Genomic DNA, 26123 nt, shown 5'->3' on the forward strand with positions numbered 1-26123 from the left:
AAGACAAGCTTATGGGCGGCGCATGCGCTACGTCCAACCGCATTTCGGCAAGGACCGTTCGTCAAACGCGAACGCTCCGCGGTCAGCGATCAGCGATCAGCGCTGCGCGGCTTCTATCGAGCGAAGATGGTCGTATAGCAGCCGGCTTACCGGGGACAGCGCCGTCGCATCCCGCACGACGATGATGAGACTGCGCGCGGCCCACGCTTCGTCCAGCGGAACGGCGGCGAGTCCGAGTTGCCGCCCCATCGCCTCGAACACTGCGAGCGGCAGCACGCCGACGCCCATGCCGGCCTGCACCATGCGGCACACGGCATCGAAGCCGGGCACGTGAATGCGCAGCCGCAGCGGCTTGCCCGCCTGTCGCGCGGCGAGGTGCGTGCGCGCATTGATGGAACTGGCCGAATGCAGGCCGATGTGATCGAAGGCGAGCGTATCGGCGAAGGACACGCGTTCGCGCATGGCGAGCGGATGATCGCCGGGCGTGACGATAATCAGCCGGTCATGTCGATAATGCGTGCTTTCGAGGCCGCGCGTATCGGCATCGCCCGAACAGATGCCGAGATCCACGAGGCTGTCCAGCACGCCATCCACAATGCCGCCGCTCGGCCGCTCTTCGAGGTCGATCTTGATCTGTCCGTGCGCGGCGGAGAACGCGCGCAAGTCTTCCGGCAAGAACTCCACGATCGCCGAGAGGTTCGCCATCATGCGCACGTAGCCGCGCACGCCGCTCGCATGCTCGGCCAGTTCGATGCCGATGTTCTCGACATCGCGCAGCACGCGGCGGGCGTGATGCAGCAGCGTCTCGCCGGCGGGCGTCAGCGCCATGCCGCGCGCCTTGCGTTCGAAGAGCGCCGCGCCGACGGCCTGCTCCAGTTCCAGCAGCCGCTTGCTGGCCGCCGACACCGCGATGGCCTCGCGATCCGCCGCACGGGTGAGCGTGCCTTCCTCGAAGACCGCGACGAAGAGTTGAAGTGTCGTGAGGTCGAGACGCCGCAGCAGGTTCTTGAGCGCCATGACCGTTCAGCGCGCGTACTTGAAGGTTCCCTGCGCGCTCGCGATCATCAAGCGATCGTCGACCCACGCCTCGCCGCGCGCAAAGTACACGGAGCGTCCCTTACGTTCGAGAAAGCCTTTGGCCACGACCTTATCGCCGATGCCGCGATCGAGGTAATTGACCGTGAGCGAGAGCGTGAAGCCGTGAATGGGAGCAGATGCCGTCGTGAAGAGACCGGTGTAGCCGCAGGCGGCATCCAGCAGCGTGGCGATTGCGCCGCCCTGCAAGATGCGCTGGCGGTTGAGATGGCCCGCATGTATCGGCATCGTGAATTCCGCGTAGCCGTCGCGCCACGCGGTCAGTGTCGCGCCGAGTGCTTCGAGGAAAGGATTGTCGAGATCCAGATTCGCCAACTGTGCGTCTCCCTGCGTCAGAGCTTCTTCGTCGCGTCGACTTTTGAGCTTGGGAGGATTGTGCCATCGCAGGGCCGCGCCTGCGCGCGCCGGCCCCGGCAAGGACGACGCAGGTTCAGCGCAGACGAGGTTTCAGATGAAGCGCGATGAGCGTCAGCGTGGCGAGCTTCGTCAGGCATTCGACCGTCGAGAGAATGGCGAGCCACGGCGCATGCCCGAACTCGCCGGGCAGTTCAGGCGCGATGGCGAGCACGCTCGTGACGCACACGAACAACAGCAGATAGCGCGCAAAGCGCCGCCCGCGCAGCGCAAGCCCCGCGATCAGCATCAGGAGCGCCTTGGCCGTCAGCACGGCGGCGATCTGTTGACTGCGGCTGTCCGCATCGATTTCCCACGGCACTTCGAAGAGCGACCACGCGACCATCACGCACGTCGACGCCGCCAGCGCCCGCCGCAGGCCGTCCGCGTCGTTGCGCGCGTCGATGAACGAGCGTCCGCGCACAGGCGAGTCGATGCGGTGCGCACGGTCGTCGATTTCCGACGAAACAGTGGACAGGGAAGGCGGCAATCGTGGCTCGACTGCCGCGTGTTCATCGACGTGCATCATACGGCGCTCCAGCGACGCGAACGAGACGCGCAAAAAAAAAGGCGCGGTGAGATATATAGGCAGGCACTTTCTGCATACGCCAGCGTAGGCGTTCAGAAAGAAAACGGATTCGAGCGACGCACTGTTTTCTTCTTGCGTCGGCGCAATGCTTTGTAACGATGGAATGTGGCGAACCGACCGCGACGACTGCGCGTCTCTTACGATACGCAGATCCGCCGTTCGGCGCGAATTGCCTTTGGCTATCGATATTCGCTGCGCGCCCATTCTCGAATGCCGAATTGCCGCGCAACGAATCGCAGTGCAAAACGCTTAGTTATATCCGCGAACCACGCAGGACTTTTGTTCCTCTTCTGTTTTTTCTCCCGCGAAACGGCCGCATACGTCGGCAACATATTCCGGTTCGGCGCACACCTGGCTAGAGCGGTGGGAAGCCGTTGCAGTCGAGTCGCCCGGGGCCTGCTGATCGTCCATCCATTCTGCAAAATGCGCGTGTTGCGTATTGGATCGAGCATCCATCTTTGCCTCCTGTTTACACTCGAATAATCGAGACATATTCAGCATGCGCTTCCTCGGGCCAAGTGGCCCTAGTGGATTTCATCGATAGACGCGAGGAAAGACGGTGTCGATCATTTAAAAAGTGCCCGCATAAAGCGTATTCGCGACGTACGAAACAACATTCCCTAAACGACGTTTTTCTCCACAATCGGCCGGCCTTCCATGACACGCGCCCAACCGAGCGGCGCTAGATCGAGTGTCGTATAGCGGCCATTCAGAATCACTTCGCTGACGCCGCGCCCGGTTGCCGGGCCGTGCTGCAGGCCGTGTCCGCTAAAGCCGCTTGCAAAGATGCAATTGTCGATGGCCGGATGAAAGCCGATTATCGCGTTCTGATCCAGCACGTTGTATTCGTAATAGCCGGACCAGCAGCGCTCGACCCGCAACGCCTCGAACTGCGGCACGCGATGCGCGAGCGTCGGCCAGACCACGTCGTCGAAAAGGGCGTGGTCCACTTCGTCGAGCGGAAGGTCGTCGGGGTCGTTATCCGCCGATGGCGACGTCCCGCAAATATACGTGCGCCCTTCCGGGCGGAAATAGACGCCGGTCGGGTCGATCAGGAGCGGACACGCGTCGAGCTTCGCCGGTGACGACACATTGAAGATGCTGCGTCGCCGCGCGTGTACCGGAAGGTCGATGCCGAGCATCGCCGCAATGGCACGCGACCACGCGCCGGCCGCATTCACGACCATATCGCACGAATATGCTTCGCCGTTCGATGCGCGCACGCGCGTCACGCGCCGCCCTTCACGTTCGATGCCGGTCACGTCTGCCGTCACGTAACGCGCGCCGAGCGACTGCGCCTTGCGTCGCAACGCCTGCACGAGGCCGTAGCCATCGAACCAGCCTTCGCCACGCTCGCCGAATGCGCCCGCCGCCAAGTCGTCCGTATTGAGCCACGGAAAGCGCGCCCGCAACGCGGCGGGATCGAGCAGCGTGATGTCGGCGCCGAGCGCGCGTTGCATCGCATGATTCTCGCGCAACGTGTCTTCGCCGCGCGGCGTCGCGAGAAAGAGATAACCGCCTTCGTGCAAGTCGATGGACGGCCGCTCGCCGTTCACTTCGAGCCGCTCGCCGATGTCGCGCAGGAACTCGATGCCGAACAGCGACATGCGCACGGAGAGCGGCGTCGAGAACTGCTGGCGGACCGATGCCGCCGACAACGCAGACGACGAGCGCGCGTAAGTCGGATCGCGCTCGATCACCGTGACCTGCACGCCCGGGTCCGATGCCCGCAAGAAATACGCGACCGAACTCCCGATCACGCCGCCACCGACGATCACTACCTGTTGAGCCACGCCGCCCCCGTCGCAGTCGTTTGCGCTGAACGCTTCAGCCGAGATTGAAGTCGATGCCCTGCGCGAGCGGCAATTCGGACGAGTAGTTGATCGTGTTGGTCGCGCGGCGCATGTAGGCCTTCCACGCGTCCGAGCCCGATTCGCGTCCGCCGCCCGTTTCCTTTTCGCCGCCGAACGCGCCGCCGATTTCCGCGCCGCTCGGCCCGATGTTCACGTTCGCGATGCCGCAGTCGCTGCCCGACGCGGACAGGAATCGCTCGGCTTCGCGCAGGTCCGTGGTGAACGCGCACGACGACAAGCCATGCACGGCCGCGTTGTTCAGCGCGATGGCTTCGTCGAAATCGCGGTAGCGCATCACATAGAGAATCGGCGCGAACGTTTCCTTTAGGACAACTTCGGTTTGCGCGGGCATCTCGACGAGCGCGGGGCGCACGTAGTAGCCGTTCTCGCAGCCTTCGACCGTCACGCGCTCGCCGCCGAAGACCTTGCCGCCCTCGCCCTTCGCCTGTTCCAGCGCGTCCTGCATGCGCGCGAACGACTGCACGTCGATGAGCGGCCCCATCAACACGCCGTCGTTCAACGGATTGCCGATGGGCACTTTCGCGTACAAGTCCTTGAGACGCGCGACGGTTTCATCGTAGATGCTGTCGTGGACGAAGAGACGCCGCAGCGACGTGCACCGCTGGCCCGCCGTGCCGACCGCCGAAAAGAGGATGCCGCGCAGCGCTAGATCGCGATTGGCCGTCTCTGAAACGATGCCCGCGTTATTGCCACCGAGTTCGAGAATCGAGCGGCCGAAGCGGCGCGCGACCTCAACGCCCACCGCGCGGCCCATTTCCGTGCTGCCCGTCGCACTGACGATATCCGAGCGCTTGTCCGCGACGAGCTGCGTGCCGATGTCGCGGTCGCCGATCACCACTGCCGCGAGTCCCGGTGGCGCGCTGCCGAACTCGTCGAGCGCTTCGCGAAAGATGCGATCCACGGCGAGCGCGGTCAGCGGCGTTTTCTCCGACGGCTTCCAGACGACCGCATTGCCGCACACGAGCGCGAGCGCCGCGTTCCACGACCAGACCGCGACCGGAAAATTGAACGCGGAAATGATGGTGCAGACGCCGAACGGATGCCACGTCTCCGCCATGCGATGCCCCGGTCTTTCCGATGCGATCGTCAGACCGTAAAGCTGCCGCGATAGGCCGACGGCGAAGTCGCAGATGTCGATCATCTCCTGCACTTCGCCGAGTCCTTCCTGCAGGATCTTGCCTGCTTCCAGCGAGACGAGCCGCCCGAGCGCGGTCTTCTTCTCGCGCAAGCGATTGCCGAGCAGCCGCACGAGTTCGCCCCGCCGCGGCGCGGGCACGTTGCGCCAGTGAGCGAACGCGGTGCGCGCCTGAGCGAGCGTGGCGTCGACCTCGGCGGCGGTATGGCGCTTCACGCGCCCGATGACCTGCCCCGTGATCGGCGACGTGACGGCGAGGTCGCCGTCCTCGACGAGCCCTGCAATGCCGAGGTCGGAAAGAATCGATTGAGCGTCCACGGTGGAATCCTCTCGTGCTGCTGCGTTGAACGGTGCGCCGACGTGTTTCTGATCAGAAACTTCGCGCGGTTGCGAGAGACTATACGCGCGGATGCGCCGCGCTACAACGTCGCCAATATACGGGTTCTCACGGGGCGAGGCGGCTGGCAAGCGGGGCCTCGGAAGCTCAGCTCAATGCTATTATCGGAAACAAAATTTCCTCGCATCGTGATGACGAACCTTCCCACTCGCCAGTTGCCCGAGCAGTCCGCCGCCGATCTCGGCCGCCGCGTCAGACAGGCGCGCGTGGCGCAGGACATGACGCTCGACACGGCGAGCCGCTTGTGCGGCGTGTCGCGCTCGGCGCTCTCGAAGATCGAGAACGGGCTGATGTCGCCCACTTTCGATGTGCTTCAAAAAATCGTGCGCGGCTTGCGCATCGATCTGGGCGAACTCTTCGGCAACACGAGCGCGTCGAGCGCGAGCGGACGGCGCGCGCTCACGCGCCGCGATCAGGGCCAGCGCCACGCGTATCGCGGCTATCAGATGGAACTGCTCGCCACCGAACTCGCGCACAAGGCAATGCTGCCGTTTCGCATCCGCATCTCCGCGCACACGCTCGACGCCTTCGACGATTGGGGCCGCCACGAAGGCGAGGAGTTTCTGTATGTGATCAGCGGCAGCGTCTGCCTGTACTCGGAACTCTACGCGCCGACGCATCTGCACGCGGGCGACAGCATCTACTTCGACAGCCGCACCGGGCACGCGGCGATCTCCACGAGCGAAGAGGACGCCGAAGTGCTGTGGATGGCCACCGGAGGCGGCGTGCCTGCCGCGCCAAATGCTCAGTGAGACGCGACGGATCTATCGCGCAATTGAAGCCGCATCGGCATTTCGCTCGGCACCATCGTGAAGGCGCAGACTTCGTGGATGTTCGCCGGATCGGTCGCGAGCCGTGCGACGAAGTTCGCCGTCAGCATCGACACGACGAGCCGCATTTCCACCGACGCCAGATGCCGCCCCGGACACACGCGCGGCCCAGCGCCGAATTGCATCCACGCGCGCGGTTCATGCGTCGGCGCATCCGAGTCTCCATCTCGCCGACGATCGCGCAGCCAGCGCTGCGGGTCGTAGCGCGCGGCATCGGCGAAATGGCGCGCATCGAGCATGGCCGGGCGATTCAGCATGAACATCTTGGTGCCCGCCGGCAAGCGCACGCCGGACAACTGCACGTCTTCCAGCGGTTCGAACGACAAATACGGCGCGACCGGATGCAGGCGGCTCGCCTCGGTGCAGACGGCTTCGCACGAATCGAGCGCGCGCATCGCGTCGTAGGTCGGGCACACGGGCGCGTCGCCGAGCGCGCGGCGAGCATCGGCGGCCACGCGCGCCTGAAGCGCATCGTCGGTTCCGAGAAACAGCAGCGCCCAGGCAATCGACGTCGCCGTCGTGTCTTCGCCCGCCACCAGTAGCGTCATCACGTTGGCTGCAACGTCGTCGTCGGTGATGTCGGCGCCGGGCGCGTCGCGCAGGGCGAGCATCGCTTCGAGCAGATTGCGTGGCTCCTCCTGTGGCTGCATGCGTTCGCGCGCACGGGCCATGAGCGCGCGAATATAGCGATGCACTTCGGCCATCGCGTGTTCGAAGCGGCGGTCGCGCGGCATCTTCAGATAGCGCCAGTAAGCGAACGGCGCATTCACGCGCGACATGAGCATCGGCAGAAGAAGCGCGAGGTGCTGCTGGATGAGGTCGCCTTCCCGTTCCAGCGTGTTCGGATCTTCGCCGAAGGCGAGCGCGCTCGTCGCATCGACGGTGAAGCGCTTCAGGTCCGAAATCATGTCGACGACGCTGCCCGAGCGCGCCGCCGCTTCCCAGCGCCGCCGCAGCCGGTCGGTGATGGCCGCGAGCGTCGGATAGAACGCCTTGATGTGCGGAATGGAGAGCGCCTGCATGACGAGGCGGCGTTGCGGCAGCCACGCCGCGCCTTCCACCGAAAACAGCCCGTTGCAGCCGAACTCCTTGAGCACGGCTTCGATCGGCTCGTAGCGCCGGTAGCGATGTGGCCGCTCGCGCATCACGGCATGGCTCAATTCGATGTCCGACCACACCGTGACCGGCGTGCGGCCGAGCCGGAACACGTACGGCGTGCCGAGCTCGGCGGCCCAGCGTTCGAGCGTCACATGATGCGTCGCGGGCGGCAGCTGATGCAGATTGCCGATGAGCGGCAGACCGCGCGGCGACGGCAGGTCGTGCACTTCACGCGCGGGAGCGATGGCGGTCGCGACTGACATGATCGGCCTCGGAAGGGGCTTGATTGGCAAAGGATAGTGCAGGGTCAGCGGATAGAGGGCGTGTGCTGCTCTGCGTTCGCGCGCGTCGTCATCGATCGCGCACTGCGCAGAGGGCGTCAGCGGCTCGGCCGCCTGCCTGCTTTTGCAGACGCGGTTTTCTGCGTGTGTATTCCTCTTTTAACTAAGCGGAGGCGCAGCGGTTCGACCGTTAGTTGCTTCTCACGATGGACTTCATTGAAGCCCTTTTCAATCTCCACTACAGTTCGCCATCCACGCATTTTCACATCGACGCACGCGCTTCCCCGCGCGTCCAACTGAGAGACCCGACGCATGGCGCACGACACTTCCTTTTCCGCATCGCTCGATGCGGGCCTGAGCGGCGCGACCCGCGTGTATTTCATCGTCGGCGATCCGATTGCGCAGGTGCGCTCGCCCTCCGGCGTCACGGCGGCGATGCGCGCGGCCGGTCGCGACGCGATCGTCGTTCCCGCGCACGTCGCGCCGGGCGATCTCGACGCCTTCTTCGCTGGCGTGACGCCGATGCAGAACGTCGACGGCATCATCATCACGGTGCCGCACAAGTTCAGCGCCGCGCGGTACTGCCGCACGCTCACCGACGAGTCGACGTTCCTGGGCGCGACCAACATGCTCCGACGCAATGCCGACGGTGCGTGGCACGGCGGCATGTCCGACGGCGTCGGCATGGTCGCCGCGCTCGCGGACGCAGGCTGCGAGCCGGCTGGCAAGCGCGCGCTGTTGATCGGCGCGGGCGGCGCGGGCTCGGCCATCGGTCACGCGCTGATCGAGGCCGGCGTGGCGTCGCTCGCCATTCGGGATTTCGATGCCCAGCGCACTGGCGCGCTCGTCTCGCGGCTCGCATCGCTGGGACGCGGCGCGGTGAGCATCGCCGATGACGGCGATGCGCCGACACACGACATCGTGGTAAATGCGTCGCCAGCCGGCATGCGCGCGGGCGATCCGCTGCCTTTCGACGTTTCGCGCCTCCCTGCGACGACATTCATCGGCGACGTCGTGACCAAGCCGCCCATCACGCCGTTCATTGAAGCCGCCCGAGCTCGCGGCTGTCCGACCGTCACGGGCACGCAGATGTTCGGCCGCGTCTGCGACGCCATCGTGGACTTCCTGTTGCGCGATTGAATCGGCGGCTGGCGGAATCGGAGGAGTCTGGTTCAAATAGGCACGGCGCTGCTGCACCATACCGCGGCGCGCGCGCCTCCCTCAGCCGCGCATGCCGGCTGCCGTCGATACATCGGCTCGCCGCCCTTGTCGGGCGGCATTTTTTTGTCCGATGCTTCGCGGCTCTTGCGGCACAGACGCTCGACGTCAGAACGGAGGGTTTCCAGAAGTCAATCAAGGCTGCAATGAAAACGTATCAACGCATGGTCAAATGCCCGGCGCTGACTGGCGTCGCCGTCGTCGCATGCGCGCTGCTCGCGGCGTGCGCAAGCGGTCCGGGCGCATCCGGCGCGCTTCCCGCCGACGCCCGGCTCGCCAACGCGCGCATCGCGGACAAGCAGTATCTGACCACGGTGGCAACCGGCGCGGCGTCGTCGTCGAGGCCGGCGGTGAGCGTCGGCGGCGGCGGCGTGCGCGGAAGCGGCTGGAGCGGTATCGGCGCGGGCGCGGGACTCAGCTTCGATCTGACGAGCCTTTTCGACAAGACGCCGGAGCAAACCGCGAAGGTGTATCGCTACGGCGTACAGACCCGCGACGGCGCGAAGCGGGAAATCGACAGCACGCTCGATGTGCAACCCGGCGCCTGCGTCACGACGATCGATTCGGCGCAGCCCGGCTATCCGCGTCTGATGCCGTCGAACGAGTGCTGATTCGCGTCTAACGCAATCAGCTTCGGCGACGGACACCGATAGAAATGCGCGGATCGCCATAATCCCGCCAACGCGAAACTCAGTGCTACCAAATGCCGGTTGAGTCGGCCATCCGGCCTTGCGATACTCACCTGCATCCAGTTGTCTCCTCACGCGTCCGTTCCCCCCATTCGGGACAGTCTCGCAACGGACGCGCTCTCGCCGCCTACCCCGGGCGGCTTTTTTTTGGCCAGCGCAACGAAAACGGGCGGCGTTCAACAAACGCCGCCCGCCTGTCTCGCCGCCGTTTCCGGCGACGCTTACCGCTTACCGCTCATCGCTTATTGCGGCTCATACCACGAGTACGTGGGGAGGGAGCTGACCGGCGAGCCGATCTGGAAAGTGATATCGCGATGCGAGGTCAGCACGATGTCGCGCGGATCGCCGAGGTATCGCCGGACGTCGCCGTTGTCGTTGATATAGACGACGACGTTGCCCTGGACGCCCGCGACGTTCGTCGTCGTCAGCGGCTGGCCCCAGATGTCGAAGAACTGCCCGAGCGTATAGGTCTTCACGTTCGGCGTCTCGATATGGATGATGCCGGTCTGGTCATGCGTGTGCATCTCATAGTTGCAGCTTCCCGGAATGCCGACCTGCTTCGGGAATTGCAGCCACTGACCGTCCTTGATGATCGCGACGTGCGCGTGGACGTGGAACGTCTCCGCCATGCCCGCGCCGCAGACGATGCCGTCGATGGTCGAGCCCGTCGCCGTGCCGCCCACCGGCCAGGCAGCCGTGTCGCCGACGACGCCGCCATACACTAGCGTGACCGGGTTAGTGTTGAACGCGGGCGGATCGATCCACGTGTAGGTGGGGATCTGCGCGGGCGGCGTGCCGATGGCAAGCGTCACTTCGCCGTGCTGCGGCAGGACGAGACTGGCGAGATCGCCCGTGTACTTCTGAAGCGCGCCGCCCGTGTTCACCCACGCGGTGACCGTCCCGGTGAGCCCCGCCACGTTTGTCGACGAAAGCGGCTGCCCCCACACGGCGAAGAACTGGCCGAGCGTGTACGACGCATTGCTCGTTTCGTCCATGCGAATCTTGCCGGTGTTGTCGTCGGTATGCACCGGATAGACGCAGCCCGTCTGCAACGCCAGGCTCGGCGCGACAGTGCCGATACCCGCGGGCAGCGCCAGCTGTTTGCCGTTCTGATAGATGGACAGATGCGAGTAGCTGTACGTATTGCCCGCGACCGCGCAGTTGAGGCTGCTCACCTGCTGGCCCGTGCCGCCGCTCGCGGTCGAGCCGCTTGCCCATTGCGCCGCGCCGATGGCGGTGCCGTCGACCACTTGCGTCGCTGCCGCGAGCGTCGGCGTCACCGTAGTGGAACCGCTCGGCGTACTTGCGCCCGAGCCGCTGCCTGTCGTCGTGGTCGTGCCCGTTCCGTTCGAACTGGTTCCACCGCCACCGCCGCCGCAACCGGCCAGTAAAACTAACGCGGCTGCCGAAGCGAGCGCGCCAATCCAACGAGTATGTTTTCCTTCCATGTCTCAACTCCGCCTATCGTTAAATAAATTCGTTGCGGCATGCGCTTTCAGGCGCACAACGCTCCGCGATGGCATGCGCATGCATGCCTTCTGCGTGAATCGAGCATCAACAAAACGTCGCGCGCGACATGAGACCGGGCGAAACGTGTGTTTCGCTCGGAGGCGCTGGTCTCATGCGCGCAAGTTTTGCCTATATGGCTTTTGCATGCGGTCGAATAAGCCCGACACATGCACTGGCCACAGAATCACGCCTTGAAGGGCGCTATTTGTAGTGGCTCAAGGAATCTGAGCAATAGAAAAACGTCTACCTGCGAATCGGGTAAATCGCTGGTGAAACGAAGCGTAACGTTCAAGCCTATTTGCCGCAAGTGAATTTGTCGGGCTTTTGAACGAGCGTGGTTATCGCGCGGCTATTAATCATTCAAATGACGAGACAAAAAGATTTGGGAAGACAAAACAAAGTATTAATCCGCAATGTCGCGGCTAACGCCAATTGACACTCACTGGCGCCGCGTGAAAGCATCCACGCGCATTGCCTCGCGCAAACCGCGCCGCTCTCTATCGGAGTGCTCACATGATCTTTCACGCGTCCATTCCCGCCCGCGACCCGAAGCACGTCGCGCACGTGCTCGCCGAACTGTGGGACGGCTTCGCCGCGCCCTTCTCGCCGTTTCCCGATGCCTGGATGGCCGTTGCGGGCGACGAGCGCGGCAGCATCATCGAGGTTTATCCGAGCGATCGCGTGATTACGCCCGGCGGGGGACACGAAACCAGCGTGAGTTACGGCGCGGGCACGGTCGAGCGGCCGCAATACAGCGCGTTCCATATGGCTATCGCGACCCAGCGCAGCGCCGCCGAGGTTCTCGCGATCGGCGAGCGCGAAGGCTGGCGCGCCGTGCGTTGCACGCGCGGCGACCATTTCTTCGACGTGATCGAGTTCTGGATCGAGAACGCCACGATGCTCGAATTCCTCACGCCCGAGATGCAGGCCGAGTATCTGGCATTCGCTACGCCCGAAAACTTCAAGGCGATGGCGGCAGCGGCGGCCGCCTGATCGTCAGCGGGCGGCGGCGGGCGCGTTACCGGTCACACGAATGGCGGGAAAGCGGTCGGTCGGTTTCGCGATCTCGTCTTGCGACGCCACGATCTCCAGCTCGTAGCGGCCCGCCTCGTAGGTGGCCTTCACCACGGCGTTGACGGCCGCGAGCGTATGTTCGAGCGCGTTGCGCAGCGAATCGCCGAGCAGCGTGCGCGCGACGAACACCGCGCTCGTGAGATCGCCCACGCCGACCGGCTGCCGCGCGAACGGATAAAGCGGCCGCTGCGCGAACCATGCCTCGTTCGCGCTGACGGCGAGCATGTTGAACGTATCGGCGCGGCTGTTGCGATCCAGCAGATGCTTCACGAGGACGACGCGCGGCCCACGCGCGATGACTTCGCGGCAGGCATCGACCGCTTCTTCCACGGTCTCGATCGTCCGCCCGGTGAGCTTCTGAAGCTCGTTGTGATTGGGCATGATCGCATCGGCGACTTCGGGCATCGTCGTGACGAGGAAATCTTCGATGCCGGGCGCGACCGTGCAGCCGCCCTCCACACCCATCACCGGGTCGCAGAAGTAGAGCGCGCGCGGATTCACGGCCTTCACCATCTTGACGATCTCGACGACCGCGCGGCCCTGCTCCGTCGCGCCGAGATAGCCGGAGAGCACCGCGTTGCAGCGCGCGAGCACGCCGATCGCGCCGATGCCTTCGATCACGCTTTGCAGTTCCTCGGCATCCACGACGCCGCCGGTCCAGCGGCCGTATTGCGTGTGATTGGAGAACTGCACCGTGTTGAGCGGCCAGACGTTGACGCCGAGCCGCCGCATGGGAAAGACCGCCGCGCTGTTGCCCGCATGCCCGAACACGACGTGCGACTGGATACTCAGGACATTGTTCATGTTGTCATTTCCGGGATTGCGTGAGAGCGGTGAGGGTCGATTCGGCGGGACGTTCTGTATTGTGCCGCCCTAACGCACGGCGCGGCATCGCGTGCTCGTTATAAATTGCGGCGCCGCATTTTGTCCAGTCGCGCGCATGCAACAGCGCCGCCGCGTCACACCCCGCGCTTCGCGACACGCGCTCTGGCATGTGCCTTGCTCAGTGCGCTCGACGACCAATGCCTGCCGGCAACAAAAATTCGAACGCCAGCCCCGCAGGATTCGAACGCGCGCCGATAATGCTACGAACATCAACGCGCGCACCGCCCGACGCAGCGGCCGCCAAACCCTCGAGGATCGAAGCACCGCCTAGCATCCACACGACATCAACAGACGCAGGTCAAAATCAGGAGCCGACATGGAGACGCCGTCAAAGAATCGCACCGACTTGCAGAAGTCCACGCTCGCAATCGTCCTCGCGGGCGGTCGCGGCACGCGTCTCGGGCCGCTCACGGACAAGCGGGTCAAACCCGCCGTCCACTTCGGCGGCAAATACCGCATCATCGACTTCGCGCTGTCCAACTGCCTCAATTCGGGCATTCGCCGCATCGCGGTGGTCACGCAGTACAAGGCGCATTCGCTGTTGCGCCATCTTCAGCGCGGCTGGGGTTTCCTGCGCGGCGAATTCAACGAATTCATCGACATCTGGCCGGCGCAGCAGCGCGTCGATTCGAGCTGGTATCGCGGCACCGCCGACGCCGTGTTCCAGAACCTCGACATCATCCGGTCGATCGCGCCGGAATTCATCATCGTGCTCGCGGGCGATCACGTCTACAAGATGGACTACACGCGCATGGTGCTCGACCACGTCGAGAGCGGCGCGGACTGCACGGTCGGCTGCATCGAAGTGCCGCGCATGGAAGCGACGGCCTTCGGCGTGATGCACGTCGACCAGAACCGCCGCGTCACCGCGTTCCTGGAGAAGCCCGCCGATCCGCCCGCCATGCCCGGCAAGCCCGACATCGCGCTCGCAAGCATGGGCATCTACGTGTTCAGCGCGAAGTATCTGTATCAACTGCTCGAAGAGAACATCGCCGCGTCGAGCACGGACCACGATTTCGGCAAGGACATCATTCCGCGCGTCGTGACGAGCGGCCGGGCGATCGCGCATCCGTTCGGCATGTCCTGCGTCACGTCCGACAACGATCCGAACGCGCCCGCCTACTGGCGCGATGTCGGCACCGTCGATGCCTATTGGGCCGCCAATCTCGATCTCGCGTCGACGATTCCGCAACTCGATCTCTACGACCGCAAATGGCCGATCTGGACCAATCAGGAACAGTTGCCGCCCGGCAAGTTCGTGCGCGACCTAAACGGTCAGCAAGGCGCGATCACGAATCTGCTGGTCTGCGGCGGCTGCGTGATTTCCGGCTCGCAGGTGTCGAAGTCGGTGTTTTCGTCGGCGGTGCGCGTGCACTCGTTCTGTAACATCAACGAGGCAGTCTTGTTGCCTCAAGTGACGGTAGGACCGAGTTGCCGCTTGCAGCGCGTGGTGATCGACCGCGGCTGCACGGTGCCCGAGGGTCTCGTGATCGGCGAGGATCCCGAAGAAGACGCCGCGCGGTTCTTCCGCACCGAGTCGGGCGTCACGCTCGTCACGCGCGATGCCCTCGCGCGGCTCGCCGAGCGCTGATCGCGAGTCCAGGCCGGACCGGGGGCGGGCGCGCCGCTCGCCCGATAACGCAGTCAACCATAATCGACGGGAGCGCCGATGACCGTATGCGTGCTGCATGTCGCAGCAGAGATGTTTCCGCTTCTGAAAACCGGCGGCCTCGCCGATGTGGTCGGCGCGCTGCCGCCCGCGCAATCGCAGCTCGGCGCGGACGTGCGCGTCGTGCTGCCCGGCTTTCCGGCCGTGATCGCCGGGCTCTCCGATATCCAGCCGGTGACGAGCCTCGGCGCGGCGTTCGGCGCCGGCGACGTGCGCCTCGAACGCGGCGTGTTACAGCCGCACGGCGTCGTGGTCTATGTGGTGCGGGCCGATCAGTTCTATGATCGGCCGGGCAATCCGTATCTGGACGCGTCGCACAAGCCGTACGCCGACAGCGACCGCCGCTTCGCGCTGCTCGGCTGGAGCGCCGCGCGCATCGCGACGGGCGCCGATCCCGCGTGGCGGCCGCATATCGTCCATGCGCACGACTGGCACGCGGGCCTCGCGCCCGCGTATCTGCGCGCGTTCGAGCGTGGCGGCTCGCCGCGCGTGCCGACCGTCATGACCGTGCACAACCTGGCGTATCAGGGCGTCTTTCCCGCGTCGCAATTCGGCGCGCTGCAATTGCCGGCCGATTTCTTCGCGGTGGAAGGCGTCGAGTTCTACGGCCAGACTTCGTTTCTCAAAGCCGGCCTGTACTACGCGGACCGCATCACGACTGTCAGCCCGACCTACGCCCGCGAAATCCAGACGCAAGCGCAGGGCGCGGGCCTGCACGGCCTGCTGCAGACGCGCACGCACGACATCAGCGGCATTCTGAACGGCGTCGACTATGCGATCTGGAGCCCCGCTATCGACGACGCGATCGCCACCCGCTATACCGCCGCGAAACCCGCCGGCAAGAGCAAGTGCAAGACGGCGCTACAGGAGCGCATGGGACTCAAACGCGACGACGACGCGCTGCTCTTCGGCGTCGTCAGCCGGCTCACCGAGCAGAAAGGCATCGATCTGCTGCTGTCGGCGGTGCCCGAGATCGTGCAGCGCGGCGGGCAGCTCGTCGTGCTCGGCACCGGCGACCCGGCGCTCGAAACTGGACTCAAGAACGCCGCGGCGGCGCATCCGGGCGCGGTGGCGGTCGAGCTGGGCTTCGACGAAACGCTCTCGCATTCGATCATCGCGGGCAGCGACGTCGTGATGGTGCCGTCGCGCTTCGAACCCTGCGGGCTCACGCAGTTGTACGCGCTCGCCTACGGCTCGTTGCCGCTCGTGCATTGCGTGGGCGGCCTGGCGGATACGGTCGTCGATTGCTCGCTCGAAAATCTCGCCGACGACACGGCCACCGGCTTCGTCTTCGACCGATTCCAGCGCGCGGGCATGGTCGCGTCGATTCGCCGTGCGTTTGCGCTGAAGGCGCGGCGCACCGAGTGGAAGACGGTCGTCAAGCGCGCGATGACGCAGAATTTCGGCTGGGAGACGGCGGCGCAACGTTACGCCGAGGTCTACCGGCAACTCGTCGGCGCATGAGAATGCGTCGCATGTCGGGCGCGCACCTTGCTGCGGCTTCACATCGAATCAACCGACATCAGGAAGGCTCATGCAAAAAGCCCTCGCAGGCCAGATTGCGCTCGTGACCGGCGGCAGCTCCGGCATCGGCGCGGGCGTCGCGAAGGCGCTGGCGGACGCCGGCGCGCACGTCGCCATCAACTATCACTCACACGCGGAGCCGGCTGAAAAGCTGGCCGACGAGATTGCCGCGCTCGGCGGCGAGGCGTTCGCCGTCGGCGCGGACGTCTCCGACGAGAACGCCGTCGACAAGATGTTCGACGCCGTCGTAAAGCGCTACGGCACGGTGGATATCGTCGTCGCGAATTCGGGATTGCAGCAGGACGCGAAGTTCGTCGACATGACGCTCGACGAGTGGCGCAAGGTCATCGACACGAATCTGACCGGGCAGTTTCTTACGGCGCAGCGCGCGGTGCGCGAGTTCGTGCGGCGCGGGCCGCGGCCGGTGTCGAAGGCGCTCGGCAAGATCATCTGCATGAGTTCGGTGCACGAAGTCATTCCGTGGGCGGGGCATGTGAACTACGCTTCGTCCAAGGGCGGCATTCAGATGCTGATGAAGTCGCTCGCGCAGGAAGTCGCGCCACAGCGCATTCGCGTCAATTCGATCGCACCGGGCGCGATCCGCACGCCGATCAACCAGGACGCGTGGGATTCGAAGGAAGCGCTCGACCGCCTGCTGACACTCGTGCCGTACGGACGGATCGGCGAGGTGGACGACATCGGCCGCGCCGCCGTCTGGCTCGCGTCCGATGACAGCGATTACGTCGTCGGCACGACGCTCTTCGTCGATGGGGGCATGACGCTGTATCCGGGCTTCGCCGACAACGGCTGATTCGCCTATGAACACGATCGAAGTGGATGTCGCCGTGATCGGCGCGGGCACGGCGGGCATGGCCGCGTTTCGCGCGGCGCGCGATGCGGGCGTGAAGGCAGTGCTGATCGAAAGCGGCGAACTCGGAACGACGTGCGCGCGCGTCGGCTGCATGCCGTCGAAGTTGCTGCTCGCCGCCGCGAACGGCCTGCACGACGCCCGCTCGCTCGCGGCGCGCGGCATCGAAGGCACGCACGCCCTCGATGCCGACTCGGCGCGCGTCATGGAGTACGTGCGCGGGGAGCGCGATCACTTCGTGCGCGGCATCGTCGAGGAAATCGACGCGTTCCCGGACGGCTCATTGCTGCGCGGACAGGCGCGCTTCGAAGCGCCGGGGCGTCTGCGCGTCGGCGAAAGCACGCGGGTCGAGGCGAAAAGCGTCGTCATCGCGACGGGCGCGGCGGCCAGCGTGCCCGACGAGCTCAAAGTCTTCGGCGACAAGCTCATCACGAGCGACGATCTCTTCGAACTGCGCACGCTGCCCAAGCGCATGGCCGTGTTCGGCACCGGGCCGCTCTCGCTGGAATTGGGGCAGGCGCTCGCGAGACTGTCGGTGGAAGTCTTCATGTTCGGCAAGGGCGGCAGCGTGGCGGCGCTCTCCGACACGCCCGTGCGCGAAGCGCTGACGGCTGCGCTCGCCGACGAGTTCTATCTCGATCCGCACGGCCAAATCGAAGATATGTCGCTGCAAGACGGCCGGCCGACGCTGCGCTTCAAATCGCGCGACGGCGCCACGCGCACCGAACAGTTCGACCTCGTGCTCGCCGCCACGGGCCGCGCGCCGAATCTGAAGCCGCTCGCGCTGGAACACGCGGGCATCGAACTAAACGAAAAAGGCGTGCCGCGCTTCGACGAATCCACGATGCAGTGCGGCGACAGCGCGATCTTCCTTGCCGGCGACTGCGACGGCACGCGTCCGTGGCTGCAGGACGCCGCCGACGAAGGAAAGCTCGCCGGCGAAAACGCCGCGCGTTTCCCGGACGTGCAGCCGGTGAAGCGCAAGATTCCGTTCTCGATCGTGTTCTGCGAGCCGCAAGTGGTCATCGTCGGCGCGTCGTACGAATCGCTCGACAAGCAGATGACGGTCACGGGCGCGGTGTCGTTCGAAACGCAGGGACGCAGCCGCGTCATGCGTCAAAATCGCGGCCTCCTGCACATCTATGCCGACGCCAAAACCGGCCGACTGCGCGGCGCGCAAGGCTGCGGCCCGGCGCTCGAGCACGTCGGCCATTTGCTCGCCTGGGCGATCCAGCTCGAACTGACGCTCGACGACGCGCTGAAGCTGCCGTTCTATCACCCGGTCGTCGAGGAAGGCTTGCGCACTGCGTTGCGCGACGCCAGCAACAAGTGGTACGCCGAACGCGCCGCCAAGCCGCCAAACCTCGCGAGCGCGGCGGGCTGCTAGTATGACGTCACTCGCAAAACGAAAAAGGCCGGCGTCAAAGCCGGCCTTCTTTCTGGCGATAACGACTACGCCGATCAGCTTCCGCTCAGCCCATATTGCAGCGCAAGGTCGAAGCCGAGCACGACCATCGAGCAGAACAGCCCGAGCAGCAGATTCGCCAGCCGGTGGCCGACATCTTTATGGCGCGTCAGCACGGCCCCCGCGAGGAACGCGATTTCCACGATGACCTGCATGGCGAACACGGCGATCATCAACGCGAACTCGTAGCCCATCGCATTGAAGTTCATGAAGTTGAAGCCGTTCACCGCAACCCAGGATCCCACTCGCCAGGCTTCGTATGCCAAAAGCAGCAACGGAAAGAAATAGCTGGCTACGTAAGTCGGCATCGTGGCATGCCGGAGTTCCATATTGAAATGACGTGTAACTTGCATCGCGTGCTCCTCATCTGATCGCCCGAAAGACCGGGCTCGTCGCCTGCATCGGAGGCGCGCGCGACACCGTTTCTCCTGGTGTGGAACTGAACGGCACACGCGCGTCGTGCTTTCAGAATAGGACATTTTTTTGGAAAGCGAATCATCGTAATCCCGATGACTCCGCCCAATAAGCCGCAGCGCGAAGCATTGTGCAGTGCAACTTAATAAAGCAGTTATTCCGGCTCTCAGATTCGGCACGCACGTGCGTGCCGAATCCGCTCACTCATGCTTGCCGTATAGCTTGATGATGCCTGAAAAATCGAGTCCGCCGAGACCTTGCTGACTCATCGATTGATAGAGTTGCTGCGCAATTGCGCCCATGAAAACAGGCTGCTTTGCGCCGCGCGCCGCATCCACGGCGAGGCCGAGATCCTTGAGCATCAGGTCTGCGCCGAAGCCGCCGCTATAACTGCGCGATGCCGGCGCTGTCTCGACAATACCCGGATAGGGATTACACGTATCCGAGCTCCAGCAGCGCCCCGTCGACGTGTTGATGATCGCAGCCAGCTTCGAAGGATCGATGCCGAGCGTTTCGCCGAGCTTCATCGCTTCGGCGACGCCGATCATCGAAATGCCGAGCAAGAGGTTGTTGCAGATCTTCGCGATCTGTCCGGTGCCCGTCTCGCCGCAGCGCACCATGTTCTTGCCCATGCCCGAGAGCACCGGCCGCAGCGTTTCGAAGAGCGCCTCGTCCGCGCCGACCATGAACGTGAGCGTGCCCGCCTGCGCGCCGACGACGCCGCCCGACACCGGCGCATCCGCGAACGGATTGCCGTGCGCCGCCGCGGCCTCTCCGATGAGCTTCGCGGTGGCTGGATCGATCGTGCTGCTGTCGATGAGCGGCACGCCCGCGCTGACGCCTGCGAGCACGCCGTCGTCGTTCAGATAGACGGCTTTGACGTGCGGCGCGGCGGGCAGCATCGTGATGACGACTTCCGCGCCTTCGGACGCCCTGCGCGGCGAATTCGCGAGCGCCGCGCCCGCCGCCTCGGCCGCGTCGAGCGCGGGCGGCGACAGATCGAAAGCCGTCACCGCGTGACCCGCCTTCAGCAGATTCGCGGCCATCGGGCCGCCCATGTGACCGAGTCCGATAAAACCGATTCGCATCGCGTGTCTCCTTGTCGTTGTTATCGGAGCGAGATGGTCGTGTTGACGCCGTCGTTCACGGTGGCGTCGTCGAACCAGCGCGCCGTAACTGTCTTCGTCTGCGTGTAGAACTGCACGACCTGCTTGCCGTACGGCCCCAGATCGCCGAGCTTCGAGCCGCGCGACCCAGTGAAGCTGAACGACGGCACCGGCACCGGAATCGGAATGTTGATGCCCACTTGTCCGATGTCGATCTCGCTCTGGAACTTGCGCGCCGCCGCCCCGCTCTGCGTGAAGAGACCGACGCCGTTGCCCATCGGATTGCGGTTGACGAGCGCGATGGCGTCATCGAGCGTGGCCGCTTCCAGCACGCACAGCACCGGCCCGAAAATCTCCGTCTGGTAGATGGCCATGTCGGTGCTCACGTCCGAGAAAATGGTCGGGCCGATGAAGTTGCCGTTCTCGTAGCCGGTCACGGTGATATCGCGGCCGTCGAGCGCGAGCGTCGCGCCCTCTTCCACGCCTTTCGCGATCATGCCGAGAATCCGCTCCTTCGCCGCGCGCGACACGACCGGCCCGAGGTCCGCGCCCGGCTCCGTGCCCGCGTTCACCTTCAGCGACCGCGCCCGTTCGACGAGATCCGGCAGCCAGTCCTTCGACGCGCCCACCAGCACGACCACCGACGTCGCCATGCAACGCTGCCCCGCCGCGCCGAAGCCCGCGCCGGCCAGCGCGTTGAGCGTCTGCTCCTTGTTCGCGTCCGGGAGCACGACGGCGTGGTTCTTCGCGCCCATCATCGACTGGACGCGCTTGCCGTGCTGGCTTGCGAGGTTGTAGACGTGCGTGCCGACCGCCGTCGAGCCGACGAACGACACCGCCTTGATATCCGGATGCGTGCAGAGCGCATCGACCACCTCTTTGCCGCCATGCACGACGTTGAGCACGCCCGGCGGCACGCCCGCTTCCATCGCCAGTTCGACCAGCTCCATCGTCGAAAGCGGGTCTTGTTCGGACGGCTTCAGCACGAAGGTGTTGCCGCACACGATCGCCATCGGGAACATCCAGAGCGGGATCATCGCGGGGAAATTGAACGGCGTGATGCCGGCGCATACGCCGATCGGCTGGCGCAGCGTGTACGTGTCGACGCCGCCCGCGACGTTCTCCGCGAACTCGCCCATTTGCAGCGTGCCGATGCCGCACGCGTGTTCCACCACTTCGAGGCCGCGGAAGATATCGCCTTCCGCGTCCGCGAGCGTCTTGCCCTGCTCGGCGGTCAGCGTCTGCGCGATGCGCTTCATGTTCTGGCGAATCAGGTCCTGAAAGCGAAGCATGAGCCGCATGCGCGTGCCGAGCGGCGTCGTGCGCCACGTCTCGAACGCCTTCTGCGCGGCGGCGACGGCGGCGTTCACCTCGTCCGCCGTCGCGAACGGCACGCGGCCGACTATTTCCTGCGTCGCCGGATTGACGATGTCCCGCCATTCGCCCGTTGTCGATTCGACGAACGCGCCGTCGATCAGCAGTTTGGCGGTGCGCACGGACGCGCCGGGGCGCGCACCCTGCGCCGGATGTTCAGCAACGATATTCACGGATGACTCCTTCGATTGGAACAGTGCGGAGAAAGGAGCGAAGACGCGCGGGCGTGACGCGGACAAAGCGTCGAGGGGAAAGGCATGTCGTCTCCGTTATAGGTCTCGGCCCGCTATTCAGCACTATCCGGCACTATTCGGCAGGCTCGTGCCTTTGAGTATAGTTATGCAAAAGTCCGCCCTGGCACTAGAAAAACACCCGACCGATATGCAAAAAGGCCCGAAGTTCGACGCCGCGAAACTGAACTGGGACGACCTGCGCTATTTCCTTGAAGTAGCGCGCACGCAGCGCGCGAGCGGCGCGGCCAAGCGCCTGGGCGTCGATTACACGACGGTCGCGCGGCGCGTGCGCGCGCTCGAAGACGCGCTCGGCACGCTGCTCTTCGACAAGTCGCGCAGCGGCGGCTTCGTGCTGACCGCGGAGGGCCAGCGATTGCTCGGCTTCGTCGATGCAATGGAAACCACGGTGCAGTCCGCCGCCGAGCAGATCGCCAACACGGGGCACGCGCTGTCGGGCCACGTGCGGGTCGGGTCAACGGAAGGCTTCGGCTGCTTCTTTCTCGCGCCGCATCTCGCGCGGTTTCAGGACGCGCATCCGAACATCTCCATCGACCTGTTGCCGGTGCCGCATTTCGTGAGCCTCTCGAAGCGGGAGGCGGATATCGCGGTGACGCTCGAACGCCCCGAGCAAGGCCAATACGTCTACACCAAGCTCTGCGACTATCGCCTGAAGCTGTACGCGACGCCCGGCTATCTCGACGCCCACGCACCGATTCGCGCGAAGGACGATCTGCGCGAGCACCGCTTCGCGAGCTATATCGACGACCTCGCGTTCAGTCACGAACTGCTGTATCTGGAGCGCGCGGTACCGGGCGCGGTGTCGCGCTGGCGCAGCACGAGCGCGATCGCGCAGTATCACGCCGCGTTGCAGGGACGCGCGCTCGCCATTCTGCCGTGCTTCATGGCGTCGCCCGACGCGCGGCTCGTGCCCGTGCTGCCGGAAGAGATCGTCGTGACGCGCGCGTTCTTTCTGTCGTGTCGCGAAGACTTGCGCCGGCTGAGGCGCATCACCGCCGTCTGGGACTACCTGCGCGCCGCCGCCGAGCTGAACCACGCGTTCCTCATGGGTGACGCGCCCGAGATCGGCTGGGTCGACATCAAGTCATCCTGAACATACTTTCGAGATAGGTTCAACCTTTTTGACGTTGTTCGCGCGCCCAAGTGGTTTAATGGCCGCTTTCCGCCGATGCGTTCACGCATCGGCAATCGGCATCATCCGCCGGATTCGTATTAATTTGATTCGCCATCCCGACGAACTGTCGGCGCGCCGGGCACCGTGCGGCATAATCGCCGGCCCGCTGCCGGCCCGCTTTATCGCGTCGTCCGTCGCGGCGTTGCTATCTCCGTGAATCGATTGAGCTTTCTCCTAATTCAACCCCGTCCGGACGCGCGCGCCGGCTCACTGCACGCCGTTCGCTGATGTCGTTCGTCATCTGGTCAAGACGCTCCGTGTCGAGCCAGCGCGTGCGCTTCGTCGAAGCGCGCACGGCTCGCACCATCGCCGTTATCGGACTGATCGCGCTTCTGATCGCCGCGCTCGCGCTCGGCATCGCCATCGGCACGACGTTCGCGCGTAGTCATCTCGGCGAAGAGCAGGCGTTCGTGTCGCGCCGTTCCTATGAGATCGAGCAGCTCGGGCGCATCGACGCGGACATCGGCGCGCTCGTGCCGCGCGTCGCGGCGCTCGCGGCTCAGGTCGGCGAGTTGCGCGATTTCGATAACCGGCTGAAGGCCGCGCCCGGCGCAAGGACGGCCGCCGGCGTCCACGACGTGCCGCCGCTGCCCGACAGCGAAGGCGCCGCCAGCGCGCTCGACGGCGCGGGCGGTCCGGAACTGCCGCCGCGTCTTTGCAACGCGGAGCGTGCGCAGGATGGCACGCCTTCGCAGCGACTCAAGAACGCTCAGAAGGTCATCGGCTGCCTGAGCGACACGCTCTCGCAGTTGCAAGGCCAGGCGATTGCGCATTACACCGCGTACATGGCGTTTCCCGGCCGCGATCCCGCGCCCGGCTCGCACTTCGGCTCGCCTTACGGCAACCGCATCGATCCGTTCACCGGACACGTGAGCTTCCATCCGGGGCTCGATCTCGTCGCGCCGACCGGCACGCCGATTCTCGCGAGCGCGGGCGGGCGCGTCATTCAGGCGGGCGAGCGCAACGGCTACGGCAACGCGGTGGATATCCGCCACGGCAACGGCACGGTGACGCGCTACGGCCACGCGTCGCGCATTCTCGTGACCGAAGGCCAGTACGTGATGCCGGGCGACGAGATCGCCGAAGTCGGCTCGACGGGACGCTCGACCGGGCCGCATCTGCACTTCGAAGTGATCGTGGGCGGCGCGCAGCTCAATCCGAAGCCTTATCTCATGCTCTTCAGGCAGAAACCCAATGCGCAAGGCTGATTCGAAGCGGGTCTCGCTGAAGCTGACCCAACATTCCTATGCGCTCACGCCCAAGCGCAGCACCGCGTATATCCCCGGCGTGATCGCGGCCATCTGCGCGATCGGCGCGCTCGTCGCGGCCGGCTACGCGCTCAAGACCTCGCACGAACAGGCGCGCAAGCTCGACGTGCTCTGCGCACCGCCCGTCTCCGAGCAAAAGCTGCGCGAAGAACTGGCTCATGCGCAGTTGGCGCTGGAACAGCAGACGGCAGCGCGCGCCGCGCTCGAACAGCGCGCCATGCAAAGCGCCGCGCAGATCGAGCGGCTGCAAACCGATATCGCCTTTTTGAAGAAGCAACGCTGATTCATCCGACCGACCGAGCACGCAATGGCGCGTGATCGTAGGAAGCCACCCTTTACCGCATCGCAAGGAACCGCCATGTTCTCATCGAAGAAAGATTCGCAAGGCGTCAAGCCGGCCAAGCTCTCCACCCTGATCGCGCAGAATGTCCATATTTCGGGCGACCTCGAATTCAGCGAAGGACTGCGCATGGACGGTCAGGTGACCGGCAACGTCACCGGCCGCGCCGGCGACGAATCGCTGCTCGTCGTGAGCGATCAGGGCGCGATTCACGGCAACGTCAGCGCCTACGACGTCATCATCAACGGCCGCGTGGTCGGCGACGTGACGGTCGCGCATTTCGTCGAGCTGCAGTCGAACGCGCATGTGCACGGCAACATCTACTACCAGAAGCTGCGCATGGACGTCGGCGCGACAGTCGAAGGCAAGCTGACCAAGCTCGACGCGATGCAGTCGAACGTACCTGCGCTGCCCGCCGCGGAAGTCGTGCCGCAGCTCGACTATACGGCAAGCTGAACGCCGCGCGCGCGTGCAAATACAGGGCGCGTGGCGCGTCGCGATCCGCTAAGATTTCAGCGATACGGTCCGCGCGCCCGCGCCTGTCGTGCAATCTTGCAAAATGCGCGTGGATGATTACATCGAGATAACAAGGGCGCCCCATGCTGGTCAATTGCGCGGCTTATCAGAACGGCCGAAAGCTCGCAGACGTACAGATCGACGACATCAATACGTACCGGGACCTGCCCGACTCGTTCATCTGGGTCGCGTTGAAGGAGCCCGGCCCGGGCGAGCTCGCGCACATGGCGCATCAGTTCGGCCTGCATGAACTGGCCGTCGAGGACGCGCAACACGGGCATCAGCGGCCGAAGATCGAGGAGTACGGCGATTCGCTTTTCGCGGTGTTCCATACCGTCGAATTCGACGAGGAAGGCGAACTGCTCGTCGGCGAGATCAACGTGTTCGTCGGGCGCAACTACGTGATCTCCGTGCGCAACCGCACCACGCAAGGGTTCCAGGAAGTGCGCAAACGCTGCGAGCGCGAGCCGCAGCTGCTCAAGCACGGCCCGGCGTTCGTGATGTACGCGCTGCTCGATGCCGTCGTCGATCGCTATTTCCCCGTGCTGGAATCGCTCGGCAACGCGCTCGACGAAGTGGAAGAACGCATCTTCGAGCGCAACGGCTCGGCTGCGTCGCGCGAGATTATCGAAGACTTGTACTCGCTCAAGCGCCGCATGACGCTCATGCAGCATCACACGGCGCCGCTGCTGGAAGCCGTGAGCAAGCTCTACGGCGGGCGGCCGCCCGGCGTGTGCGCGGGCATGCAGGAATATTTTCGGGATGTCTACGACCACCTGCTGCGCATCGTGAAGACGATCGAAGGCCGCCGGGAAATGATCGTGACGGCCATTCAGGTGAACCTCGGCCTGATCGCGTTGGCGGAAAGCGAAGTCACGAAGCGCCTCGGCTCGTTCGCCGCCCTTTTCGCGGTCCCGACGATGATCGCCGGCATCTACGGCATGAACTTCCACCGAATACCGGAACTGGACTGGACGTATGGCTATCCGGCATGCATCGGCGCGATGTTGCTGGTCGATATCGTGCTGTACTGGCGCTTCAAGAAGGCAGGTTGGTTATAATACGGGTTCGATGCGAAGTCATCGCA

Annotated in this window: 25 protein-coding genes; 13 read left to right on the forward strand and 12 right to left on the reverse strand. The window is 64.8% G+C overall.

What is annotated here, in order from left to right:
• Positions 1–96: 96 nt before the first annotated feature.
• The 6 genes from HWX53_RS14280 to HWX53_RS14305 all read right to left on the reverse strand — a co-directional run bounded on the left by HWX53_RS14280 (position 97) and on the right by HWX53_RS14305 (position 5404).
• Positions 97–1017 carry a LysR family transcriptional regulator gene (locus HWX53_RS14280; RefSeq protein WP_175941839.1) on the reverse strand — a complete coding sequence of 307 codons (921 nt, stop codon included), beginning with the start codon at positions 1015–1017 and terminating at the stop codon, positions 97–99.
• A gap of 6 nt (positions 1018–1023) precedes the next feature.
• The gene (locus HWX53_RS14285) at positions 1024–1410 is read right to left on the reverse strand and encodes a PaaI family thioesterase (protein WP_175941841.1); all 387 of its coding nucleotides are present in this window, start codon (positions 1408–1410) and stop codon (positions 1024–1026) included.
• Positions 1411–1525: 115 nt separating this feature from the next.
• Positions 1526–2017, reverse strand: a complete 492-nt coding sequence (locus HWX53_RS14290) for a hypothetical protein (RefSeq protein ID WP_175941843.1) — start codon at positions 2015–2017, stop codon at positions 1526–1528.
• Between the two features lie 309 nt (positions 2018–2326).
• A complete protein-coding gene (locus tag HWX53_RS14295; protein WP_175940671.1) occupies positions 2327–2533 on the reverse strand; it encodes a hypothetical protein in 207 nt (68 codons plus the stop codon).
• 164 nt (positions 2534–2697) lie between these two features.
• Positions 2698–3870 carry an FAD-binding oxidoreductase gene (locus HWX53_RS14300; RefSeq protein WP_175941845.1) on the reverse strand — a complete coding sequence of 391 codons (1173 nt, stop codon included), beginning with the start codon at positions 3868–3870 and terminating at the stop codon, positions 2698–2700.
• A 34-nt stretch (positions 3871–3904) separates the two neighbouring features.
• Positions 3905–5404, reverse strand: coding sequence for an aldehyde dehydrogenase family protein (locus HWX53_RS14305; protein WP_175941847.1), 1500 nt, complete (start codon positions 5402–5404; stop codon positions 3905–3907).
• Positions 5405–5614: 210 nt separating this feature from the next.
• Between HWX53_RS14305 and HWX53_RS14310 the strand changes: the two genes are divergently transcribed.
• Positions 5615–6235, forward strand: coding sequence for an XRE family transcriptional regulator (locus tag HWX53_RS14310; RefSeq protein WP_175941849.1), 621 nt, complete (start codon positions 5615–5617; stop codon positions 6233–6235).
• On the opposite strand, the gene HWX53_RS14315 is transcribed toward HWX53_RS14310, so the two are convergent.
• Positions 6229–7674: a cytochrome P450 gene (locus HWX53_RS14315; RefSeq protein WP_175941852.1), complete on the reverse strand. Its 1446-nt coding sequence runs from the start codon at positions 7672–7674 to the stop codon at positions 6229–6231. The genes HWX53_RS14310 and HWX53_RS14315 overlap by 7 nt on opposite strands.
• Before the next feature lie 330 nt (positions 7675–8004).
• On the opposite strand from HWX53_RS14315, the gene HWX53_RS14320 reads away from it, so the two are divergent.
• Both HWX53_RS14320 and HWX53_RS14325 read left to right on the forward strand, forming a co-directional pair.
• Positions 8005–8832 carry a shikimate dehydrogenase gene (locus tag HWX53_RS14320; protein ID WP_175941854.1) on the forward strand — a complete coding sequence of 276 codons (828 nt, stop codon included), beginning with the start codon at positions 8005–8007 and terminating at the stop codon, positions 8830–8832.
• Positions 8833–9056: 224 nt separating this feature from the next.
• On the forward strand, positions 9057–9521 hold the full coding sequence (locus HWX53_RS14325; RefSeq protein WP_175941855.1) for a hypothetical protein: 465 nt from the start codon (positions 9057–9059) through the stop codon (positions 9519–9521).
• A gap of 320 nt (positions 9522–9841) precedes the next feature.
• Here HWX53_RS14325 and HWX53_RS14330 read toward each other — a convergent pair whose 3' ends face one another.
• Complete coding sequence (locus tag HWX53_RS14330) at positions 9842–11047, reverse strand: hypothetical protein (protein ID WP_175941857.1); 1206 nt, start codon at positions 11045–11047, stop codon at positions 9842–9844.
• Between the two features lie 574 nt (positions 11048–11621).
• Here HWX53_RS14330 and HWX53_RS14335 point away from each other — a divergent pair.
• Positions 11622–12101 (forward strand): hypothetical protein, encoded by a 480-nt coding sequence (locus HWX53_RS14335; protein WP_175941859.1) that lies wholly within the window; start codon positions 11622–11624, stop codon positions 12099–12101.
• 3 nt (positions 12102–12104) lie between these two features.
• Here HWX53_RS14335 and pdxY read toward each other — a convergent pair whose 3' ends face one another.
• On the reverse strand, positions 12105–12986 hold the full coding sequence (gene pdxY, locus HWX53_RS14340; RefSeq protein WP_175941861.1) for a pyridoxal kinase PdxY: 882 nt from the start codon (positions 12984–12986) through the stop codon (positions 12105–12107).
• 397 nt (positions 12987–13383) lie between these two features.
• On the opposite strand from pdxY, the gene glgC reads away from it, so the two are divergent.
• The 4 genes from glgC (at position 13384) to HWX53_RS14360 (ending at position 18515) form a co-directional block, all read left to right on the forward strand.
• Entirely contained in the window at positions 13384–14658 is a 1275-nt protein-coding gene (gene glgC, locus HWX53_RS14345; protein WP_175941863.1) for a glucose-1-phosphate adenylyltransferase, read from the forward strand.
• A gap of 78 nt (positions 14659–14736) precedes the next feature.
• The gene (gene glgA / locus HWX53_RS14350) at positions 14737–16200 is read left to right on the forward strand and encodes a glycogen synthase GlgA (RefSeq protein WP_175941865.1); all 1464 of its coding nucleotides are present in this window, start codon (positions 14737–14739) and stop codon (positions 16198–16200) included.
• Positions 16201–16270: 70 nt separating this feature from the next.
• Entirely contained in the window at positions 16271–17071 is an 801-nt protein-coding gene (locus tag HWX53_RS14355) for an SDR family oxidoreductase (protein ID WP_175941867.1), read from the forward strand.
• A 7-nt stretch (positions 17072–17078) separates the two neighbouring features.
• Entirely contained in the window at positions 17079–18515 is a 1437-nt protein-coding gene (locus HWX53_RS14360; protein ID WP_175941869.1) for a dihydrolipoyl dehydrogenase, read from the forward strand.
• Between the two features lie 74 nt (positions 18516–18589).
• Here the strand turns inward: HWX53_RS14360 and HWX53_RS14365 are convergent, their stop codons facing one another.
• From HWX53_RS14365 to HWX53_RS14375, 3 genes are all read right to left on the reverse strand, one after another.
• Entirely contained in the window at positions 18590–18946 is a 357-nt protein-coding gene (locus tag HWX53_RS14365; protein WP_175941871.1) for a hypothetical protein, read from the reverse strand.
• A 261-nt stretch (positions 18947–19207) separates the two neighbouring features.
• Positions 19208–20095 (reverse strand): 3-hydroxyisobutyrate dehydrogenase, encoded by an 888-nt coding sequence (mmsB, locus tag HWX53_RS14370; protein WP_175941873.1) that lies wholly within the window; start codon positions 20093–20095, stop codon positions 19208–19210.
• Between the two features lie 20 nt (positions 20096–20115).
• Positions 20116–21660, reverse strand: coding sequence for a CoA-acylating methylmalonate-semialdehyde dehydrogenase (locus HWX53_RS14375; RefSeq protein WP_175941875.1), 1545 nt, complete (start codon positions 21658–21660; stop codon positions 20116–20118).
• A 208-nt stretch (positions 21661–21868) separates the two neighbouring features.
• On the opposite strand from HWX53_RS14375, the gene HWX53_RS14380 reads away from it, so the two are divergent.
• From HWX53_RS14380 to corA, 5 genes are all read left to right on the forward strand, one after another.
• Positions 21869–22831, forward strand: coding sequence for a LysR family transcriptional regulator (locus HWX53_RS14380; protein WP_175941877.1), 963 nt, complete (start codon positions 21869–21871; stop codon positions 22829–22831).
• Positions 22832–23139: 308 nt separating this feature from the next.
• Complete coding sequence (locus HWX53_RS14385; protein WP_175941879.1) at positions 23140–24120, forward strand: M23 family metallopeptidase; 981 nt, start codon at positions 23140–23142, stop codon at positions 24118–24120.
• Positions 24107–24463, forward strand: coding sequence for a hypothetical protein (locus tag HWX53_RS14390; RefSeq protein ID WP_175941881.1), 357 nt, complete (start codon positions 24107–24109; stop codon positions 24461–24463). Before HWX53_RS14385 ends, HWX53_RS14390 begins: the two co-directional genes overlap by 14 nt.
• Positions 24464–24538: 75 nt before the next feature.
• Positions 24539–24976 (forward strand): polymer-forming cytoskeletal protein, encoded by a 438-nt coding sequence (locus tag HWX53_RS14395; RefSeq protein ID WP_175941883.1) that lies wholly within the window; start codon positions 24539–24541, stop codon positions 24974–24976.
• A gap of 143 nt (positions 24977–25119) precedes the next feature.
• Complete coding sequence (corA, locus tag HWX53_RS14400) at positions 25120–26097, forward strand: magnesium/cobalt transporter CorA (protein WP_175941885.1); 978 nt, start codon at positions 25120–25122, stop codon at positions 26095–26097.
• Positions 26098–26123 lie beyond the last annotated feature (26 nt).

The organism is Caballeronia sp. BCC1704, from assembly GCF_902833455.1.
In the GTDB taxonomy this organism is placed as follows: domain Bacteria; phylum Pseudomonadota; class Gammaproteobacteria; order Burkholderiales; family Burkholderiaceae; genus Caballeronia.

Excerpts from the sequence above, each read along its gene's own strand:
- HWX53_RS14365 (WP_175941871.1), bottom strand. The coding sequence starts at position 18,946 with ATGCAAGTTACACGTCATTTCAATATGGAACTCCGGCATGCCACGATG.
- HWX53_RS14295 (WP_175940671.1), bottom strand. The coding sequence starts at position 2,533 with ATGGATGCTCGATCCAATACGCAACACGCGCATTTTGCAGAATGGATG.
- glgA (WP_175941865.1), top strand. The coding sequence starts at position 14,737 with ATGACCGTATGCGTGCTGCATGTCGCAGCAGAGATGTTTCCGCTTCTG.
- HWX53_RS14355 (WP_175941867.1), top strand. The coding sequence starts at position 16,271 with ATGCAAAAAGCCCTCGCAGGCCAGATTGCGCTCGTGACCGGCGGCAGC.
- HWX53_RS14360 (WP_175941869.1), top strand. The coding sequence starts at position 17,079 with ATGAACACGATCGAAGTGGATGTCGCCGTGATCGGCGCGGGCACGGCG.
- HWX53_RS14330 (WP_175941857.1), bottom strand. The coding sequence starts at position 11,047 with ATGGAAGGAAAACATACTCGTTGGATTGGCGCGCTCGCTTCGGCAGCC.
- corA (WP_175941885.1), top strand. The coding sequence starts at position 25,120 with ATGCTGGTCAATTGCGCGGCTTATCAGAACGGCCGAAAGCTCGCAGAC.
- HWX53_RS14325 (WP_175941855.1), top strand. The coding sequence starts at position 9,057 with ATGAAAACGTATCAACGCATGGTCAAATGCCCGGCGCTGACTGGCGTC.
- mmsB (WP_175941873.1), bottom strand. The coding sequence starts at position 20,095 with ATGCGAATCGGTTTTATCGGACTCGGTCACATGGGCGGCCCGATGGCC.
- HWX53_RS14280 (WP_175941839.1), bottom strand. The coding sequence starts at position 1,017 with ATGGCGCTCAAGAACCTGCTGCGGCGTCTCGACCTCACGACACTTCAA.
- glgC (WP_175941863.1), top strand. The coding sequence starts at position 13,384 with ATGGAGACGCCGTCAAAGAATCGCACCGACTTGCAGAAGTCCACGCTC.
- pdxY (WP_175941861.1), bottom strand. The coding sequence starts at position 12,986 with ATGAACAATGTCCTGAGTATCCAGTCGCACGTCGTGTTCGGGCATGCG.
- HWX53_RS14310 (WP_175941849.1), top strand. The coding sequence starts at position 5,615 with ATGACGAACCTTCCCACTCGCCAGTTGCCCGAGCAGTCCGCCGCCGAT.
- HWX53_RS14335 (WP_175941859.1), top strand. The coding sequence starts at position 11,622 with ATGATCTTTCACGCGTCCATTCCCGCCCGCGACCCGAAGCACGTCGCG.
- HWX53_RS14380 (WP_175941877.1), top strand. The coding sequence starts at position 21,869 with ATGCAAAAAGGCCCGAAGTTCGACGCCGCGAAACTGAACTGGGACGAC.
- HWX53_RS14395 (WP_175941883.1), top strand. The coding sequence starts at position 24,539 with ATGTTCTCATCGAAGAAAGATTCGCAAGGCGTCAAGCCGGCCAAGCTC.
- HWX53_RS14290 (WP_175941843.1), bottom strand. The coding sequence starts at position 2,017 with ATGATGCACGTCGATGAACACGCGGCAGTCGAGCCACGATTGCCGCCT.
- HWX53_RS14315 (WP_175941852.1), bottom strand. The coding sequence starts at position 7,674 with ATGTCAGTCGCGACCGCCATCGCTCCCGCGCGTGAAGTGCACGACCTG.
- HWX53_RS14390 (WP_175941881.1), top strand. The coding sequence starts at position 24,107 with ATGCGCAAGGCTGATTCGAAGCGGGTCTCGCTGAAGCTGACCCAACAT.
- HWX53_RS14320 (WP_175941854.1), top strand. The coding sequence starts at position 8,005 with ATGGCGCACGACACTTCCTTTTCCGCATCGCTCGATGCGGGCCTGAGC.
- HWX53_RS14385 (WP_175941879.1), top strand. The coding sequence starts at position 23,140 with ATGTCGTTCGTCATCTGGTCAAGACGCTCCGTGTCGAGCCAGCGCGTG.